This is a genomic window from Kocuria coralli, assembly GCF_008831305.1.
Taxonomy (GTDB): domain Bacteria; phylum Actinomycetota; class Actinomycetes; order Actinomycetales; family Micrococcaceae; genus Kocuria; species Kocuria coralli.
The window spans coordinates 35,650-52,783 of sequence record NZ_ML708627.1 but is presented as its reverse complement, the minus strand read 5'-3'; the positions used below and the strand labels follow the sequence as shown (position 1 = coordinate 52,783).

Annotated in this window: 15 protein-coding genes and 1 other RNA gene; 8 read left to right on the top strand and 8 right to left on the bottom strand. The window is 68.7% G+C overall.

From position 1 onward, the window contains the following. Positions 1-6 precede the first annotated feature (6 nt). Both FCK90_RS13315 and FCK90_RS15440 read left to right on the top strand, forming a co-directional pair. A complete protein-coding gene (locus tag FCK90_RS13315) occupies positions 7-429 on the top strand; it encodes a hypothetical protein (RefSeq protein WP_158034795.1) in 423 nt (140 codons plus the stop codon). Positions 430-458: 29 nt separating this feature from the next. Continuing rightward, the gene (locus tag FCK90_RS15440) at positions 459-941 is read left to right on the top strand and encodes a hypothetical protein (protein ID WP_181954322.1); all 483 of its coding nucleotides are present in this window, start codon (positions 459-461) and stop codon (positions 939-941) included. Positions 942-1,159: 218 nt separating this feature from the next. Here FCK90_RS15440 and FCK90_RS13305 read toward each other — a convergent pair whose 3' ends face one another. Both FCK90_RS13305 and FCK90_RS13300 read right to left on the bottom strand, forming a co-directional pair. After that, a complete protein-coding gene (locus FCK90_RS13305) occupies positions 1,160-3,730 on the bottom strand; it encodes a hypothetical protein (protein ID WP_158034793.1) in 2,571 nt (856 codons plus the stop codon). Positions 3,731-4,090: 360 nt separating this feature from the next. After that, positions 4,091-5,707, bottom strand: a complete 1,617-nt coding sequence (locus FCK90_RS13300; RefSeq protein ID WP_246180371.1) for an inorganic phosphate transporter — start codon at positions 5,705-5,707, stop codon at positions 4,091-4,093. Positions 5,708-5,853: 146 nt separating this feature from the next. On the opposite strand from FCK90_RS13300, the gene FCK90_RS13295 reads away from it, so the two are divergent. Together FCK90_RS13295 and gndA are read left to right on the top strand one after the other, a co-directional pair. Further along, entirely contained in the window at positions 5,854-6,306 is a 453-nt protein-coding gene (locus tag FCK90_RS13295; RefSeq protein WP_158034792.1) for an SRPBCC domain-containing protein, read from the top strand. 76 nt (positions 6,307-6,382) lie between these two features. After that, complete coding sequence (gene gndA / locus FCK90_RS13290) at positions 6,383-7,831, top strand: NADP-dependent phosphogluconate dehydrogenase (protein WP_158034791.1); 1,449 nt, start codon at positions 6,383-6,385, stop codon at positions 7,829-7,831. A gap of 94 nt (positions 7,832-7,925) precedes the next feature. Here gndA and epsC read toward each other — a convergent pair whose 3' ends face one another. From epsC to msrA, 3 genes are all read right to left on the bottom strand, one after another. After that, positions 7,926-8,510, bottom strand: a complete 585-nt coding sequence (epsC, locus tag FCK90_RS13285; protein WP_158034790.1) for a serine O-acetyltransferase EpsC — start codon at positions 8,508-8,510, stop codon at positions 7,926-7,928. A gap of 188 nt (positions 8,511-8,698) precedes the next feature. Further along, a complete protein-coding gene (gene cysK, locus FCK90_RS13280) occupies positions 8,699-9,634 on the bottom strand; it encodes a cysteine synthase A (RefSeq protein ID WP_158034789.1) in 936 nt (311 codons plus the stop codon). Positions 9,635-9,715: 81 nt separating this feature from the next. Next, positions 9,716-10,249 (bottom strand): peptide-methionine (S)-S-oxide reductase MsrA, encoded by a 534-nt coding sequence (msrA, locus tag FCK90_RS13275; RefSeq protein WP_158034788.1) that lies wholly within the window; start codon positions 10,247-10,249, stop codon positions 9,716-9,718. Between the two features lie 153 nt (positions 10,250-10,402). Here msrA and FCK90_RS13270 point away from each other — a divergent pair, with 153 nt between their 5' ends. The 3 genes from FCK90_RS13270 to FCK90_RS13260 all read left to right on the top strand — a co-directional run bounded on the left by FCK90_RS13270 (position 10,403) and on the right by FCK90_RS13260 (position 13,365). Beyond that, the gene (locus FCK90_RS13270) at positions 10,403-11,575 is read left to right on the top strand and encodes an FAD-dependent oxidoreductase (protein ID WP_158034787.1); all 1,173 of its coding nucleotides are present in this window, start codon (positions 10,403-10,405) and stop codon (positions 11,573-11,575) included. Positions 11,576-11,609: 34 nt separating this feature from the next. Continuing rightward, the gene (locus FCK90_RS13265) at positions 11,610-12,536 is read left to right on the top strand and encodes a Nif3-like dinuclear metal center hexameric protein (RefSeq protein WP_158034786.1); all 927 of its coding nucleotides are present in this window, start codon (positions 11,610-11,612) and stop codon (positions 12,534-12,536) included. Between the two features lie 100 nt (positions 12,537-12,636). Further along, the gene (locus tag FCK90_RS13260) at positions 12,637-13,365 is read left to right on the top strand and encodes a zinc ribbon domain-containing protein (protein ID WP_158034785.1); all 729 of its coding nucleotides are present in this window, start codon (positions 12,637-12,639) and stop codon (positions 13,363-13,365) included. A 15-nt stretch (positions 13,366-13,380) separates the two neighbouring features. On the opposite strand, the gene FCK90_RS13255 is transcribed toward FCK90_RS13260, so the two are convergent. The 3 genes from FCK90_RS13255 to rnpB all read right to left on the bottom strand — a co-directional run bounded on the left by FCK90_RS13255 (position 13,381) and on the right by rnpB (position 16,252). Then, on the bottom strand, positions 13,381-14,166 hold the full coding sequence (locus FCK90_RS13255) for a copper chaperone (RefSeq protein WP_158034784.1): 786 nt from the start codon (positions 14,164-14,166) through the stop codon (positions 13,381-13,383). A gap of 32 nt (positions 14,167-14,198) precedes the next feature. Further along, on the bottom strand, positions 14,199-15,725 hold the full coding sequence (locus tag FCK90_RS13250; protein WP_158034783.1) for a tyrosinase family protein: 1,527 nt from the start codon (positions 15,723-15,725) through the stop codon (positions 14,199-14,201). A gap of 144 nt (positions 15,726-15,869) precedes the next feature. Continuing rightward, positions 15,870-16,252: RNase P RNA component class A (rnpB, locus tag FCK90_RS13245), an RNA gene on the bottom strand. 68 nt (positions 16,253-16,320) lie between these two features. Between rnpB and FCK90_RS13240 the strand changes: the two genes are divergently transcribed. After that, positions 16,321-17,124 (top strand): YaaA family protein, encoded by an 804-nt coding sequence (locus tag FCK90_RS13240; RefSeq protein ID WP_158034782.1) that lies wholly within the window; start codon positions 16,321-16,323, stop codon positions 17,122-17,124. The last annotated feature ends 10 nt before the right edge of the window (positions 17,125-17,134 follow it).

The window sequence follows — 17,134 nt, the reverse complement described above, 5'->3', positions numbered from 1 at the left end:
GAGGGTATGAACAAGATCAAATCCTTGAAATGGCCCCTCATCCTCGGTCTCGGGGCCCTCGCTCTGGTGAGGCCGCTCGTCAGCATCGTCGAATATCTACTGGACGTCACCGACCCTCCAGCAGTGCCGATTGTCATCACTCTGATCCTTTCCGCGATTTGGATCGCGGTGGTCGGATTGAGCAAGACGCCCCACCCAGTGCTGACGCTGTTGTTCACCGGACTCGCTTACGGCGTTCTCTCCATTCTTCTCAGCGGCATCCTCTCTCCGATCCTCACCGGGGAACTCCAGGGGCCACTCGCCATGCCCATCGCCATCATCCCGGTACTGATCACGAACGCTGTTTGGGGGCTTGCCACTGGCGGTCTCGCTCTCCTGGTTCAACGTCTTCGCGGTATTCGTGCACGCGACGCCGTTGAGACCCGTTGAGGCCCACCTTGATCCACAGGAGGACTCCCATGACCTACCCACCGCGCTCCAATGAAAACGGAAACGATGAGGAATCCCGCACCGACGCCGACGAAGCGCTCACCGATGCGGCTATCCGAGATCTGCAGGGCCGCGTCCAGGGGCCGCAAGTTTCAAACTCGGCGTCGCCAGCGGAGCGCGCGCTGCCAGGGCAAGGCCGTGGGCAGCACCCGGAGCAGTCGTGGCCAACGTCGAGTCCGACGCCCCGATACAACCCCGTATCGCCAATACAGCCTCCGCCGCAGCGGAGAAGCGTGTGGCGGTCGGCCGGGGTCGGCGTCCTTGGATTCGTAGGCGGGGTGCTGCTGGCTCTGATCTTGCAGGACATTCTGGCGACCGCGTTTCTTCGAGAAGGCACCATCCCTATCGCGCTGGGGATAGTACTTGGTTTCCTCATGCCCGTATGCGGAGTGCTCGGAGTGATCGTTGCGATCCTCATTTACAATCGCCACGGCAAGCGCGGATCGGCATGACACTCCACCGCAAGTGTCTTGCGGGAACACACGACATGTGTAGATGTGGAGTGTTCCCGTAGGGGTTCCTCGCCTCCGTCATGGCTCGCGTAGGCGAAGTGCGCCGCGAGCAGTTTGTCGCTTTCCGCTTCGAGCTTGGCTCGAGGCGTCACAGGTTCAGAATTTGACCAGCCTGACGAGTAGCTTTCGCGCGAGTCAGCCCCAACTCCTGCCGATCATCACGGGTTCTCGCCGTCGGAGCGGATGAGCGCGAGGGCGTGCTCGGCGACGTCGGTGTCGCGCTCTGCGAGGGAGTCGATGACCCTCTGCATCCGGGTCACGCGCGTGCGCCATTCCGGGCCGCGCTGCATGCGACGGGGCAGCTCCTCCAGCTCCTGCACCTCGCGCCACGCGGTCAGCAGCACCGTCTCGTAGAGATGCTGGTCCGTCTCGGCGGCCTTGCCGTCATGGCCGTCGACAGCTCCGAGGACAGCGACCGCGTCCAGGCGGGATAGGTCCAGCCCCAGCGCCAGCCGGTTCAGCTTCTCGCGCATCTCGCGGAGCTGACGGCGTGCCTGGCGCGTACCCGCGGTGCGTCGCAGGGCCTGCGCGAGGGTGAGGCCGGCCAGCACGAGGGTCTGCACGCCGGTCCAGGCCGCGATGGCCACGGTCCAGAACAGCGTGGCCGGCGCGATGCCGGCCGCACGCTGGTTGTTGTACTCCATCTGACGTCCCAGGTCCGACATCGCCGACGCCACCTCCGCTCCAATGGGCAGGCTCCACTCATCGCCCGGGGCATTGCGCATCGACGGCTCCGTTGCGACGAAGTCGTAGGCGCCCAGCCTGCTGTCCACGCCCGTGCTGAGCTCCCCGGTCAGCGGCAGGCCCGCACCGTAGGAGCCGTCCGCACCCAGCCAGAGCGGGAGGATCGCGTAACCGGCGCGCACGTCGCCGGTGGTCGCGTCGATCGCCGCCGGCTGCACGGCCGCCGCCTCCTCCTTGATGCGAGGGTAGGCATCCAGCAGGTCGAGGTAGTCGATCTCGACCCGGTCGCCCGCACCTTCGATGGGCCTGGCCGAGACGTAGTCCTCGAGGGGGAGGAGAGCGACGATGAGCTCCACGCGCTCAGGGAGCAGCGCGAGATCGCCGTAGCGCGCGTTCCGCTCCATCTGCTCTCGAATGCTCTCCAGCGTCAGGGTCTCGGCGTTCGACGGCTCGTCCTCATCGCGCCGAGGAGCTGCGTAGTCGGGGATCAGCGAGGTGTCGCCGGCGATGTGCAGAGCGGCGAGGGACTGGTCACCGACCAGGATGCGGCCGTAGCTCGTGTTGCCTCCGTCCATCGTGCCCACCGCGATCCAGCCGCTGATCAGCGCCACGATCACAGGCAGAGCGACCAGAGCGGCCCCGGGGATGCTCGGAGCGAGCGTGCTCGCCACGTCTGCAGGACGGCTCCGGCGGGACGGCACTGCGCCGCGGGACGCGTCGAGGGACTCGATCCGCAGCAGGACGCGCTCGGCGCGCCAGGACGGCGCGCGAGAGCCGCGAGGGGAGATGCCGAGGGACGTGCGCAGATCGTCCAGCGTGTCCATCCGCCCACCGGTGGCGACACGCACGCGTTCGCGTTCGCGCGCGGTCACATCGTCGGCGGCGATCTGCGAGCCGTTGCCGTTATTGAGGCGTTTCTGCAGGGCGCGGTCGACCTTCACCAGCGCGTCGGTCAGCCGCTTCTCCGTGCGTCGCCAGCGCTCCATGAGATCCGCGTGACGGACGATGACATCGGGTCCGCTCTCCGTACCGAAGGAGGACTCGCCTTCCTGAACGAGCGCAAGCAGGGCCCGTCGCTGCCTCGCCAGGTTCTCGGCGTCGCGGCGGGGAAGCCCATCGCGGTGACGAAGGATCTCCTCCACTGCCAGTGCGGAGGGGAGGGCGACCCAGCCGAGGACCGTGCCTCCTGCGGTGTGCCCGACGCGGAGTGACGAGGAGGCGGCCAGCGCATCGGCGCGTCGTCGGAGTGCGTCGGCGGAGGCGGCGAACTCAGCGAGCGGCATCGATTCGCCGGGCTTTCCCCGCGTGTGCACCGGTGCACGCGGATCCAGCAGCTCGCGGGTCAGCATCTGCTCCACCTGGGCGAGCCGGAGGCTATCGCGCCGGATCGCTGACCAGTCGGCCTTGAGCGCGCCCCTGACGTCCTTCGCGACGTTCCGCGCGGCCCGGCCGGTGACGCGACCGAGCTCCGCATCCGCGATCCGGAAGTGCGCCTCTAGGAGATCCAGCTCCAGCACGACGCGGGCCAACTGCAGCCGGGCGCGAGAGAAGGCACGCATGCGCGCCCGCTCTCGGGCGACGAAACGTAACCACAACAGCGTCACCAGCAGCGCGACCAGCAGAGGCAGCACCGCGATCGCGCCCCAGTACGCGGGGGAGCGGGTCCCGCCGTCGTAGACATCCGAGGCGGCCGTCAGCGCTGCACCCACGACAGCGCTCGGGCCGTGGCCCTGCGTGACGTTGTTGAGGAAGGTCTCGCGCACGTCGGTGGACACCTGGTACTGGGGACGCCAGTCGTCGAGTGCTCCCAGTTCGGCCACGGCGACACGCCGTGAGTCGGGGAGCGTGAGATCCGGATCCGCCGGGTCGTACCCCACCGAGAGCATCACGTCCGCGTCCTGCGGGATCTCCCCGTGTTCGTACTCGTCCCAGGTCAGCTCCCGTTCGACGACCAGCATGGTGAACGGCTCATAGCTAAGCGCCCGGCCCTCGGCCGCGGCCTCGACCGTCTCCTGCGTGATGCCATGAGGAAGATCGCTCTCCACGATGAAGGAGATCTGATGCTCCGGTTGGCGAGGACGCGCGCGTAGGCGAGCTGGCCGAGACCGGCGGAGAGCGCGGCAAGCCCCAGCGCCAGCACTGGCACGAGCCACCGGGCGCGGCGCAGGATCATGACGAGGCGCGATGTGCCGGGCATGCGACCAGTCTATTTTGAGTCCGGCTGCGTCCACCCATCGACAAGAACGAACTGGCAAGGGGGAACACGCGGCACCCATGGGTGTCGCGTGTTCCCCCTTGTTTTCTGCCGCCTCATGGGCAGTGATCAGTGAGGCGAGCTGCTGCCGGGAGGGCGCGGAAGAACGCAGGACGTTGTCTCTCCAGGCACCCGAGTCCCGAACGTGCTCCTAGAAGACACTTCGCAGCACGAGTACGCAACCCGCCCCGACAGCTGCGGAGGCCGGGAGCGTGATGACCCACGCCAGGGCAATGGGCTTCATGAGGTTCCAGTTGGCCGCCCTGTTGATGATGCCGACGCCGAGCACCGCTCCGATGAGGATGTGCGTGCTCGACACGGGCAGGCCCAGCAGGGAAGCACCCATGACCACCGCGGCGGCGGAGAGCTCGGCCGCGAAACCGGAGGCGGGATGCATCTTGGTCAGGCCTGATCCGACGGTCTGGATGACCCGTCGGCCGACGAACCACAGGCCCCCGATGAGCGCCACGCCGAAGGCCAGCATCGCCGCCGGTGGGACCGAGGCCTCGTCGGAGATCTGACCGGTGCGCATGACATCCAGAACAGCGGCGAACGGTCCGATGGCGTTCGCGATGTCATTGCTGCCGTGGCTGAACGCGAAGGCCGAGGCGGTGAAAACTTGCAGCCAGCTGAACAGCAGGAAGGTCGATCGAGAGATGTTCTGGCTCTTGAGGGACTTCGCGAAGATGAAGACCGCCATCCACACCACGGCGGCGATCATGCCCATGATCAGCAGGTTCCCGACGAAGTCGATATTGAGATGCAGGTTCTTGAGCCCCTTGGTGAGCATCATGCCGGAGATGATGAGAGAGCCGCCTGCTGCCAGGAGGGGAACCCAGGTCTCGAGCGCCCGATGGGCCCCGACCTTCGAGGCCTTCTCCTCGATGTCGTAGAGCTCGCGGTAGTAGTCCGATTCGAGCTCGTCCGGGTCGAAGTCCTCACGGCGCGAGGTGACGGCGTCGCGGGCCATCGCGTTGGTGTAGGAGATCTGCTGCAGCTCGTTCAGGCGTTCGAAGGCCTGCTTGTGCCGGGTGCGATGCTCGGCCCGTTCGATCTTGATGGAACGCAACTGGTGATCGGCCTTCTCGTTGTAGACGAGAATATGGCGTTTGATCAGCCCGAACATAAGCCATGCGGCGATGCCGCCGAGCAAGGGGGAGAGTACCCAGGAGACCGCGATCTTGCCGATCTCGCCCCACTGCACCATCTCCCAGCCACCGGTGCCCTGGACCGTTCCGAGGGTGACCGCCGCGCCCACGATGCCGCCGACAATCGAGTGCGTCGTCGAAACCGGCCAGCCCAGCCGGGTCGCGACCAATAGCCAGATGGCGGCGCCGAGGAGCGCCGACATCATGATGTAGACGAAGTCCATCGGGGCGAGCTCCACCCCGCCGAGGTCCACGATTCCGCTCCGCACGGTGTCGGTAACCTCACCGCCCGCGATGACCGCACCGCTCACCTCGAAGATCGCAGCCACCACGAGGGCCTGCTTCATCGTGAGCGTGCCCGCACCGACACTCGTGCCGAAAGAGTTCGCAACATCGTTGCCGCCGATGTTGAACGCCATGAAGACGCCGAAGACGATCGCGGTGAACAAGACGACGTGGTTGGCTCCACTCGACACGTAGCCGAAGGACCATAGCGTGAAGGTCACCAGGGCGATCGCCAGTAGCCCGCCGAACGCGAGGTGCCAGTTGCGGTCGGGTCCGAGGAACCTCCTCTGGGGCGGAAGCTCGACTTCCGCCTCGTCGTGGATGGTCTGTGTCACTGAGGATGTCCTTTCACCAGGTTCTTGCGTGCTCAGTGGATCCTGGCCCTGATGCCTGACCTATGGTCAGCTGTTCGGTGAACAGCGCGTGATGGCCCTCTGAACGATGGGCGGTCTGCTCGCGGGCCTGGTAGTAGGGTCGGGCCATGACCGATGCGAATGCCGAACTCGACGTCAAGGTGGACATGCTCATCCGCCGCCCGCCGGAGACCGTCTACGAGGCGTTCTCCGTCCCGGAGAACATCCGGCGTTTCTGGCTGGCCTCCTCGTCCGGCCCGCTGGAGACCGGCGCCGTGGTCCACTGGCAGTTCAAGATCGCGGGAGCCGAGACGGACGTGACGGTGACCGAGGCTAGGCCCGGGACGCTGCTGGACCTGCTCTGGGACGACGGGCAGCCGCTGCGCATCACGTTCACCCCGTATGAAGGGGACACGATCGTGGGAGTAGAGGTCACCGGCTTCTCGCATGCGCCGACGGCGATCGAATCGATGTCGGGATTCACACTCGTGCTCTCCTCCCTGAAGCTCTGGCTGGAGCACGGCATCGAGGGCGAGCTGATGTACGACAAGTTCCCCGGCATGCGGTACGCCGATCGTTGAGGCGCATGACGGGCGCCGCGTGAACGAGCCCCGTCCTTTCCACGTTTTGCCGCGGAACCAGGGATAGGGTTGGCCCATGGCTGAAGAGAAGAAAGCGCAAATCGGCGTCACCGGGCTTGCGGTGATGGGTGCCAACCTGGCTCGTAACCTCGCTCGTCACGGCTACACCGTGGCCCTGCACAACCGCTCGGTCGCCAAGACCGACGCCCTGCTGGCCGAGCACGGCCAGGACGGGGATTTCATCCGCACCGAGACCCTGCAGGAACTCGTGGACTCCCTGGAGAAGCCGCGCCGGATCCTGATCATGGTCAAGGCGGGGGCTCCCGTGGACGCGGTGATCGACCAGCTCGTGCCGTTGCTGGATCCCGACGACATCATCATCGACGGCGGCAACTCCCACTACCCGGACACCATCCGCCGCGAGAAGGACTTGGCGGAGAAGAACCTGCACTTCGTGGGCGTCGGCGTCTCGGGCGGTGAGGAGGGCGCTCTGAACGGCCCTTCGATCATGCCCGGCGGCTCCAAGAAGTCCTACGAATCCCTGGGCCCGCTGCTGGAGGACATCTCCGCCAAGGCCGAGGACGGCACTCCCTGCTGTGCGTGGATCGGCACCGACGGCGCCGGCCACTTCGTGAAGATGGTGCACAACGGCATCGAGTACGCCGACATGCAGGTCATCGGCGAGGCCTACGAGCTGCTGCGCGACGTGGCGGGCCTCGAGCCCGGGGACCAGGCGGCGACCTTCGCCCAGTGGAACGAGACCGAGCTGGCCTCCTACCTCATCGAGATCACCGCGGAGGTGCTCAAGCAGGTCGACGCCAAGACCGGCAAACCTCTGGTCGACGTCATCGTGGACGCCGCGGGCATGAAGGGAACCGGCACCTGGACGGTCATGTCCGCCCTGGAGCTCGGCTCACCGGTCACCGGCATCGCGGAGTCCGTGTTCGCCCGCGCCCTGTCCTCGACCGAGCGCGACACCCGCCTGGAGGCGCAGGAGACGCTGGCCGCGGGCGTCCGGGAGACCGACACCGTGGGGGACGAGGCGTTCGTGGAGGACGTCCGCCGCGCTCTGTACTGCTCCAAGCTCGTGGCCTACGCCCAGGGCATGGAGATGCTGGCCACGGCCTCCGCGGAGAACAACTGGGACCTGCAGCTGGACACCATCGCCTCGCTGTGGCGCGCCGGCTGCATCATCCGCGCCGAGCTGCTGCAGGACATCATGGCCGCCTACAAGGGCGGGGCCGAGCCGCGCAACCTGCTGTTCGCGCCCGCCTTCCAGAAGGCGATCGAGGAGTACCTGCCGTCCTGGCGCCGCGTCGTCGTCGAGGCCACCGAGCGGGGCATCCCGGCACCGGTGTTCTCCTCGTCGCTGGCCTACTACGACGGCCTGCGCCGTCCGCGCCTCAACGCGGCGCTCACGCAGGGCCTGCGCGACTACTTCGGTGCGCACACCTACGGCCGTATCGATGCCGAAGGGGCGTACCACACCCTGTGGAGCGGCGACCGGTCCGAGGTCGAGGCCTGACAGCCCGGGTCGTAGCTGACGAAAGGCCCCGATGACCTCCCGGGAGGTCATCGGGGCCTTCGCCTGCCGGGGCGGTGTCGCCCGGGACTGAAGCTCAGATCCACATGGCGGGATCGATGTAGGAGGCCGGGTCCACCAGCGGTTCCTGCTTGTCGGGGGTGCGCGGACGGACCTTGCCCGGGATGCCGGTGACCACGGAGTCGTCGGGGACGTCCTTCACTACGACGGCGTTGGCCCCCACGGCGGAGCCCGCACCGATCTCGATGTCGCCGAGCACCTTGGCGCCGGCGCCGACGGTCACGCCATTGCCCACGGTCGGGTGCCGCTTGACCTTGGCCAGCGAGGTGCCCCCCAGGGTCACGCCCTGGTACAGCATGACGTCGTCGCCGATCTCGGCGGTCTCCCCGATCACCACGCCCATGCCGTGGTCGATGAAGAAGCGCTTCCCGATCTGGGCCCCCGGATGGATCTCCACACCCGTCAGGAACCTGCCCACCTGAGACACGGTACGTGCGGCTCCGCGGGTCCTGTCGTGGTCCCACAGCCGGTGGCTCAGCCGATGCAGCCAGATCGCGTGCAGCCCCGAGTAGTTCAGGGCGACCTCCAGGTCCGTCCGGGCGGCGGGGTCGTGGTTGCGCGCGGTGTCCAGGTCCTCGCGCAGTCTGCTGAGGAAGCTCACGTCACTCCTTCGGGGATTGCAGCCGGTGGCCCGCGAGGGTCAGGGTCTGCGGATATTGGCTCGGCGGTTCGTGATGGACGGACCCGCCATGTCTCCGACCCTACCTGCGAGCGGTCGGCGACATGGCGGGTCCCGGCCCACCTGCTCGCCCGGCGCCCGGCTGTCGCCGGAGCCGGGCGAGGAGAAGATCAGCCGCGGATGTCGTCGTACAGGATGGTGGAGATGTAGCGCTCGCCGAAGTCGCACACCACGGCGACGATCAGCTTGTCCCGGTTCTCCTCCTTCTTGGCCTCCTCCAGGGCGGCCCAGACGATGGCGCCCGAGGAGATGCCGCCCAGGATGCCTTCCTGGGTGCCGAGGTCACGGGCGACCCGGATGGAGTCGTCGACGGTGACGTCGTAGACGTCGTCGTAGATCTCGCGATCCAGCACGTCGGGCACGAAGTTGGCGCCCAGGCCCTGGATCTTGTGCGGACCGGCGGTGCCCTGGGTCAGGAGGGGGGAGTCGGCGGGCTCGACGGCGACCAGTCGCACGCCGGAGTTCTGCTCCTTGAGGTAACGGCCGGCGCCGGTGATGGTGCCGCCGGTGCCGATGCCGGAGACGAAGGTGTCGACCTTGCCGTCGGTGTCCTCCCAGATCTCGGGGCCCGTGGTCTCGTAGTGCACCTTGGGGTTGGCCTCGTTCTCGAACTGGCGGGCCAGGACGGCGTTCTCCGTGTTCTCCACGATCTCGCGGGCGCGCTCGACCGCCCCGCGCATGCCCTCGGCACCCGGGGTCAGCACGATCTGCGCACCGTAGGCGCGCAGCATGGCGCGACGCTCGGTGGACATGGTCTCGGGCATGGTCAGGATGACCTTGTAGCCGCGGGCTGCGCCGACCATGGCCAGGGCGATACCGGTGTTGCCCGAGGTGCCCTCCACGATGGTCCCGCCGGGGGTGAGCTCTCCGGAGGCCTCGGCCGCATCGATGATGGCCTTGCCGATGCGGTCCTTCACGGAGTTGGCGGGGTTGTAGAACTCCAGCTTGACGGCCACGTTGCCGGGGAGGTCCTTGTCGAGTTCGTGGAGGCGGACCAGGGGGGTACCGCCCACGAGTTCGGTCACGTTGTCGTAAATCTTGCCCATAGTGCTTCCTTCCGAGTGGATGCGAATGCGCTGGATCATTGCGCTGGCGCAGTCTCTGCCAGGCTACCGAGGTTTTTTCGGCTACCCGATAGTCAGAAACTCGGCGTAACGTTGACGGACTTTTGCGAGTTTCGGGTTGATGATCACCTGGCAATACCCGTTGAAGGGCTGCTTGGCGTAGAAGTCCTGATGATAGGACTCCGCCGGATACATGATTCCCAGGGGCTCGATCGTGGTCACGATCGGGTCGTCGAACAGGGGCTGCGCCCGCTCGATCGCCTCCCGGAACAGCAGCTCCTGGTGCTGTTCCGCCGGGAACATCGCCGACCGGTACTGCGTACCGACGTCGTGGCCCTGGCGGTTCAGCGTGGTGGGGTCGTGACCGGTGAAGAAGATGTCCAGGATGGTCTCCTCCGGGACGACGTCGGCGTCGAAGGCGACCACGACGGCCTCGGCATGTCCCGTGGTCCCGCTGCACACGCTGTAGTAGTCCGGATTCTCCGTGCGCCCGCCCGTGTAGACGGACTCGACGCTCGTCACGCCGCGCGTGATCCGGTACACCGCGTCCAGGCACCAGAAGCACCCGCCTGCCAATACGAAAGTCGTTGCTCTCACGTGAGGCTCCAACAGAGCCGCGCGGTGCCCTATTCCCGGCACTGACCCGTGGGCGCGCGGTCTCTCGGAGCGGGGTCGGCCGGATGTGATGTGATGTCAGCCGATACGCGGCCGGACGGGGCCGCTCCGTCGTCGACCCCCGGGAGCCATGTGATGAAGAGCAGCCGTTATGTAGTGCTCGGCGCCGGTCTCATGGGTGCTGCCACGGCCTGGCAGCTGGCCTCGCGCGGTGAGGAGGTCACGGTGGTGGAGCGCGACGTCCCCGGCAGCGCACGGGGCTCCTCGCACGGCTCGGCGCGGATCTTCCGGTACGCCTACCCCGATCCCGCCTACGTTCGGATGGTGGTGCACGCGGAAGCCCTCTGGGAGCAGCTGGGACGGTCCTCCGGACGGCGGCTGCTCCAGCGCGTGGGCTGTCTCGACCACGGACCGGCGCGTGACCCCGCGACCCTGGCCCGGGTTCTCGACCGGGTGAGAGTCGAGCACAGCCTCTATCCGGCGCAGCGGGCCCGGGAGCTGTGGCCCCAGTTCGATTTCACGACCTCCGTGCTGCACCAGCCGGGAGCCGGGGTGCTGGACCCCCGATCCACGATCGAGGCGGCCCTCGACCTCGCCGTGGCCGCGGGGGCCCGGGTGCTGGAGAACTGGCCCGTGGCCTCGCTCCGGCGCAAAGGCGCGGGCGTGATCCTCTACGGGCCTGACGGCGCGACCTCCGCCGGGACGGCCGAACCGGAGACGACCGAACCGGAGACGATCGAGGCGGAGCATGTCATCGTCACCGCGGGCGGCTGGCTGCCCGAGCTGCTGGGCGACCTGGACCTGCCGGGGGACTTCGTGCGGAAGCTGCCGCGGTTCACGGTGATGCAGGAGAACGCCTACCACTTCCCCTACCGGGACGGGCAGCAGCCGTGGCCGGCCGTCATCCACATGGACCGGATGCAGATCTACGCACTGCCGGGCGGTCGCGACGCCGGCTTCACCGGTCAGAAGATCGCCGAGTTCAACGGCGGTCTGCCGATGCGCTCGGCCTCGGAGCAGACCGGGCTCATCGACGCGGCCAACAGGAGCCGCGTCGTCGCCTACGTCCGGGAGAACCTGCCGGGACTCGTGCCCGAGCCCTACGCGGAGACCACGTGCCTGTTCACGAACACGCCCGACGAGCATTTCGTCCTGGACCGGGCCGGAGCGGTGACGATCGCCTCGCCGTGCTCGGGCCACGGCGCCAAGTTCGCGCCGCTGATCGGCAGCATGGCCGCGGACCTGGCCACGGGCGGCTCTGTGGCGGAATCGGTCCCGGCGTTCTTCCGCCCCTCGCTTTCCCGGTAGTCCCCGGGGCCTGCACAGCTCCTAGACTGGCCTCATGACGGCTGAGCATCGGACGCCCTCGGCCACCTCCCCGGTGGCCGCCCGCGAGAACGACGACGCCCCCACCCTCGCCGACGTGGTCGAAGCCGCCGACCGGCTGTGGCCGTTCGGCACCCAGGAGTCCTGGGACGCCTCCGAGCTGGTGGCCGGCAGGCCCGGCGCACCGGTGCGCCGCATCCTGGTCGCGGTCGACCCGGTGAGCTCCGTGGTGGAGGAGGCCATTGCCGTGGGCGCCGATCTGCTGCTGGTGCACCACCCCTTGATGCTGGGCGGCGAGAGTTCCATTGCCGCGGACCGGTACAAGGGGCGGCTGATCCACGATCTGATCGAGAACCGCATCGGCTTGCTGGCCTGCCATACCAACGCGGACAGCGCCGCCGCCGGGGTCTCGGAGGTCCTGATCCGGGCCTGCGGCGTCGGCGCCTCCCGGCCCATCCAGCCCCTGGAGGACGATCCCGCCACGGGTCTCGGCCGCATCGGCCCGCTGGACGCGCCCGTGACGCTGGAGACCCTGGCCGCCCGTCTGGCCGCGGTCGTGCCGCCGACCGCGCAGGGAGTCCGCGTAGCGGGACCCCGGGATCGCGAGATCCGCACCGTCGCGGTATGCGGTGGTGCGGGCGGCTCGCTGCTCGAGACCGTCGCCGCCACGGAGGCCGATGTATACGTGACCGCCGATCTCCGGCACCACCCGGTGTCCGAGGCCAGGGAGGCCGCGATGCACGCCGGCGGCGGGCTGTGCCTGATCGATCTCTCCCACGCCGCGAGCGAATGGCTGTGGGTGCCCGTGGGAGCGGCCGCGCTCGCGGAAGAGCTGCGGGAGGCCGGCTTCGGGACCGAGGTCCTGGTCTCCACCCGCCGGACCGATCCCTGGGACTTCCACGTGCCGAGTCCGCAGCCCGAACCCCAGGACCGCTGGGAATAGGCCCGGACCAGACAGCGGGTCGAACCGAGACAGCGCTGCAGGCCGGACGTCACGGGCCCGCGGCAGACAGCAACAGCGTGACATGTCGGCAGGAGAAGCAATGACCAAGGCGACGCCGGAGAACTTCACCGCACTACTGGACCTGCAGCGGCGCGATACCAGGATGACCTCGCTCGCCGGTTCCCTGAAGACGCTGCAGCAGGAGCCCGAGCTGGTGGCTGCCCTGAAACGCCGCCAGGCCGCGATCAACACGGCAAGGCAGATGGACGGCCGCAAGGCCGAGCTGGAGAAGTCGGCCTCCGAGACCGCGCAGAAGGTCAGCGACCTGCTGGCCCGCCTGGAGTCCAACCGCGCCCGCCGGGATGCGGGCGGGTCCGCCAAGGAGGTCTCGGCGCTGCAGCGCCAGATCGACTCCCTGGTGACCCAGGTGGAGAAGGCCCGCACCCAGCAGGCCGCCGCCCAGCGGGAGCTCGATGCCTTTACCACGGAGCGCGCAGCTGTGCTTCCGAAGCTGCAGGCGGCCGATGCCGAGGCCAAGCGGCTCGTGGCGGCCACCCAGGAGAAGGGCGCCGCCATGCAGGCCGAGCACCAGCAGCTCGTGAGCGAACGCGATGCCGCCACCGCCGCGGTGGACAACGGGCCGCTGGTGGCCCGCTACGAGAGGATCCGCACGGGCGGGCACGCGATCCGGACGGCCGCCGCCACGCGGTCCGGTCCGCTGTGCAACTCCTGCGGCTCGGCTATGAGCCCGGCGGAGGTCAACGAGGTGGAGGCGGACCCGTCGGAGGTCTCCACGTGCCCGTCGTGCGGTGCCATCTTCGCGGGGTGACCGGCACGACCGGATTCACGTCCTGGGTCCGGGCTCCCGGGCGAGGTCCTGGGCCGGTCGCCAGCTCGGTGACCGGCCGCGCAGCAGCGGTACGGGATTCGCTTCGACATCGAAACCGGGAGCGGCCCGGCGCTTCGCCGGCACGAGACGCTCACCCGTGAGCAGGAGCGCTGCGACCACCATCGCGACGAGGTGGAACTGCTCCGCCAGGAGCACGAGCACCATGGCCGGGCCGCAGATCGCGACGCAGAGCACCCCGGAGCCCAGCCCGGACCGCAGCGCGTGCCGGTACGCCTCCGCGCCGAAGGCCGCGGTCACGGGAACCCGATGGCACCGGTTCAGCAGCCGCCGCCGCGGCGGGCAGAGCTGCCAGCCGATCACCGCGAGCACGGCGATCCAGACCAGGGCGGGGCTCCCGGTGATGGCCGCGGCCAGGGGCACGGCGGCCAGGCCGGCGAGCGCCCAGTTCAACAGGTACCCGTAGAGGAACAGCACCGACTTCAGCACGCGATTCCGGCGCAGGCTCGTGCGCCACAGGGTGCCGATCTCCCGGATCAGCAGGGGCGGCGACATCGCGAGGACCATCGCGAGCCACATGCCGAGGCCCGGCACCAGCGGGGCGAGCGAGACGCCGGGCCCGTGGCCGGCGTGCGGCGATCCTGCGCCCGCCAGATGAGGTCCGGCCGCCCCTCCCGCGGAGGGGCTGTGGACGGCGGAGGCCGACCAGGCGAAGAGCATCCAGCCGGCGGCGGCGAGGATGAGCAGGACCGGAACGGGCGACCGCCGGGCACCGTCGAGCACGGCTCGGAACCGGAGGCGCGCCCGCGGCACGATCAATCGAGAATGTAGACGCCGACCCGGCCGACGGCGAACTCCGCCTCCGCGACGGCGTCGTTCGCCGGGACGAAGCGTACGGCGAGCGCCGACGGGTCGGAGCTCAGCGCGGCGGCGTCGACGATGCCGCTGATCTCGAGCACCTGACTGATGCCGTTGCCCGCGTGAGCTCCCTCGGGATCGCTCGCTTCCGAGACCCCGAACAGCGACACCGTGCCGGCGAGCCGGTCGGGCCGTGCGGCGGGATCCTCGCCCTGGGGGAGGTCCACGTAGACGTGGTAGATCGCGGCGTCGCTCGGGCTCCGGATCCCCTCCAGCTTCAGGAACACCCGCGGGCCGGCGGTGGCTTCGGCCGCCGAGCGGCGCAATGCGCTGCGCTGGAGCGATCGCAGCCGGGACCCGTCGAGTCGTACCGGGGCATCGGTCTCACCGTGCACGACCACATCGACCTCGCTCGCCCCGATCAGCTCCGGGTTCTGCTCCGGGTTCTGCTCTGCCATGATCGCCGCTCCTCTCCTGAACCGCGCTTCTTCTGCTCGCGAGACCTCACGGGCGCCGGCATCCTCCTGAGCGGGCAGGGAGTCGTAGACGTAGTCGAGCGCGGTGGTGTCGAGCATGTCCTGGGCGGTGAACGCCCATTCGTCTCCCTCCGGGGTCGGGAGCGCGAAGGGGCGATCCGCAGGCCCCTCGAGCCAGCCCGAGTCGTCGGGATCGGCGTTCGCGCGCCTCCACACCTCCCAGAGCCGGTCGATATTCGAATGGTGCAGCCAGAAGATGGGGTCGAGCGCTGCGGTGATGGGCATCGTCATGAGGCCGAGGTTGCGCCAGTCGTTCGGATCGAGGCCCGGTGCGCTGCCGCCGAGCGCGGTGTGCAGCACGTTGTGCGGCAGCGATTCGAGGCTTCCGTTGGTCGAAGGGCCCTCGGTGCCGTGGTGGAAGGCGGTGCGCGGTCCGCCGAAGCCCGGGGGAATGTCGCCGGCACCGCCCGCGAACTCGGTATCCTCCAGGGCCTGCAGCGACACGAACCGTTCGTCGACGACGATCGGTTCCGCTCCGCTCCCGTAGCGGCGATCGGTGCGCAGCGGGTTGGGGGACCCGTCGGGCAGCTCGGCAGCCGAGAAAGCCTCCGGCAGCATGCGGGCGTCCGGCCGTGAGGAATCGCTGTAGTCCCAGTAGGGGAGTGCCCAGTCCTCGGGGCCTCCGGCGGCGACGATCGCGGCGCGGGCGACCCGTTCGAACGCGACGACGTAGCCGCGGTGCCAGGGGAGGAAGTACCAGCTCTGGTGCTGGCACTGGTTCCACAGGCGCTGCTGCACCGGTTGCGGAGGTCTCGGCGCCCCCGCGTCGACGAGGCCGAACTCGTCCCACACCTGAGGGTGCGTGCCGTGGACGGCGGCCAGGAACCACCAGCTCGTGGGGTCGGTGATGGGGCGGGACTGCATCTCGCGGACGGCCACTGCGTACCACCGCAGGGTCTCGGTCCAGCCGTCTCCGGTCGACCGCACTTCACGACGAACATTGGCCATCGGCAATCACTCCCTCATCGCAGTGTTGTATGCAGATGTATGTTGTATGCAGAGTAGGTCAGGCCCCGCGGGGTGGCAATGGTCCACCAGGGGAAGAGGGCCCGAGGGGAGAGGCGCCGCGCGATCAGGGCCGGCGGGGAGAGAGGGACAGGACGGCCTATGAGCCGGGTTCTGTGCACGCGCCCGGTCATCCGGACGCGGCGGTGACCATCCATCTAGGCCCAGCGTTGCCGATGGGCTCGAGCGGCCTACCCGGATACTCGGGCGAGCAGCCCTCATGCGCATCCTGTCTGACCTTGCTCCGGACGGGGTTTACCGAGCCGCACCGGTCACCCGGTGCGCTGGTGGTCTCTTACACCACCTTTTCACCCTGACCCACGACGGCGAAGGCCGTGGGCGGTCTGTTCTCTGTGGCACTGTCCTGCGGGTCACCCCGAGTGGGCGTTACCCACCGTCCTGCTCTGCGGAGCCCGGACTTTCCTCGAGATGCCGCCTCAGCGGCACCGCGCGGTCACCCGGCCGTCCTGTCCGATGGAAGTCTATCCGCTCCGGCGGAGGTCCCGGTCAGGGCCCGTGCGGCCGGTAGGATCTTCTGGTGCTGATTCTGCTCCCTCCCTCCGAGACCAAAGCCGCCCCGGCGACCGGGGGCCCCGTCGAAGCCGAGTCCCTGTCCTGGCCGGGCCTGAAATCCGCCCGTGATCGTGCCCTGAAGGCCCTGGTGAGGGTCAGCGGGCAGAAGAACGCGCTCACCGTCCTGGGAGTGGGGGCCTCGCTGCAGGACGAGGTCGCCAGGAACCTGGACCTGGAGACCGCTCCTGCCGCCCCGGCCCTCGAGGTCTACACGGGGGTGCTCTACGACGCCCTGGATCCGGCCGGTTTCACACCGGAGCAGGCTGCGGTGGCGCAGGAATCCGTCGTCGTGATCTCGGCCCTGTGGGGCGCTCTGCGGCCCGCCGACCGGATCCCGGCCTACCGGCTGTCGGGAGGGACGGCGTTGCGGGGGCTCGGCACGGCCGGGACGGTGAAGATGTCGGCGTTCTGGAAACCTCACCTGGCCCGTCACCTGGGTCCTGCCGCCCACGATCAGCTGATCATCGACTGCCGTTCCTCGGCCTACGCCGCCGCCTTCCAGGCGCCCAAGGACCGTACGGTGACCGTCAAGGTCGTCCAGCTGGTCGACGGCGCGCGGAAAGTGGTCTCCCACAACGCCAAGCAGACACGAGGGCTGCTGTCACGCCACGTGATCGAGCGGGTGGCCGCCGGAGAGTCCGTGGAGACCGCCCGGGATCTCGCCCGGGTGGCGGGAGAGCGGTGGCAGGTCGAACTCACCGAACCCGCCGCCGGCAGAGCGGGAGAGCTCACCGTCGTCCTGCCCGAGCAGGAGGCGGCCCGGGGCTGAGAGGCCACTG

What these genes read in the sequence shown, in the direction of transcription:
- cysK (WP_158034789.1), bottom strand. Translation starts at nt 9,634, where the DNA reads ATGGGCAAGATTTACGACAACGTGACCGAACTCGTGGGCGGTACCCCC.
- FCK90_RS13270 (WP_158034787.1), top strand. Translation starts at nt 10,403, where the DNA reads ATGAAGAGCAGCCGTTATGTAGTGCTCGGCGCCGGTCTCATGGGTGCT.
- gndA (WP_158034791.1), top strand. Translation starts at nt 6,383, where the DNA reads ATGGCTGAAGAGAAGAAAGCGCAAATCGGCGTCACCGGGCTTGCGGTG.
- FCK90_RS13250 (WP_158034783.1), bottom strand. Translation starts at nt 15,725, where the DNA reads ATGGCCAATGTTCGTCGTGAAGTGCGGTCGACCGGAGACGGCTGGACC.
- FCK90_RS15440 (WP_181954322.1), top strand. Translation starts at nt 459, where the DNA reads ATGACCTACCCACCGCGCTCCAATGAAAACGGAAACGATGAGGAATCC.
- FCK90_RS13265 (WP_158034786.1), top strand. Translation starts at nt 11,610, where the DNA reads ATGACGGCTGAGCATCGGACGCCCTCGGCCACCTCCCCGGTGGCCGCC.
- FCK90_RS13295 (WP_158034792.1), top strand. Translation starts at nt 5,854, where the DNA reads ATGACCGATGCGAATGCCGAACTCGACGTCAAGGTGGACATGCTCATC.
- FCK90_RS13315 (WP_158034795.1), top strand. Translation starts at nt 7, where the DNA reads ATGAACAAGATCAAATCCTTGAAATGGCCCCTCATCCTCGGTCTCGGG.
- FCK90_RS13260 (WP_158034785.1), top strand. Translation starts at nt 12,637, where the DNA reads ATGACCAAGGCGACGCCGGAGAACTTCACCGCACTACTGGACCTGCAG.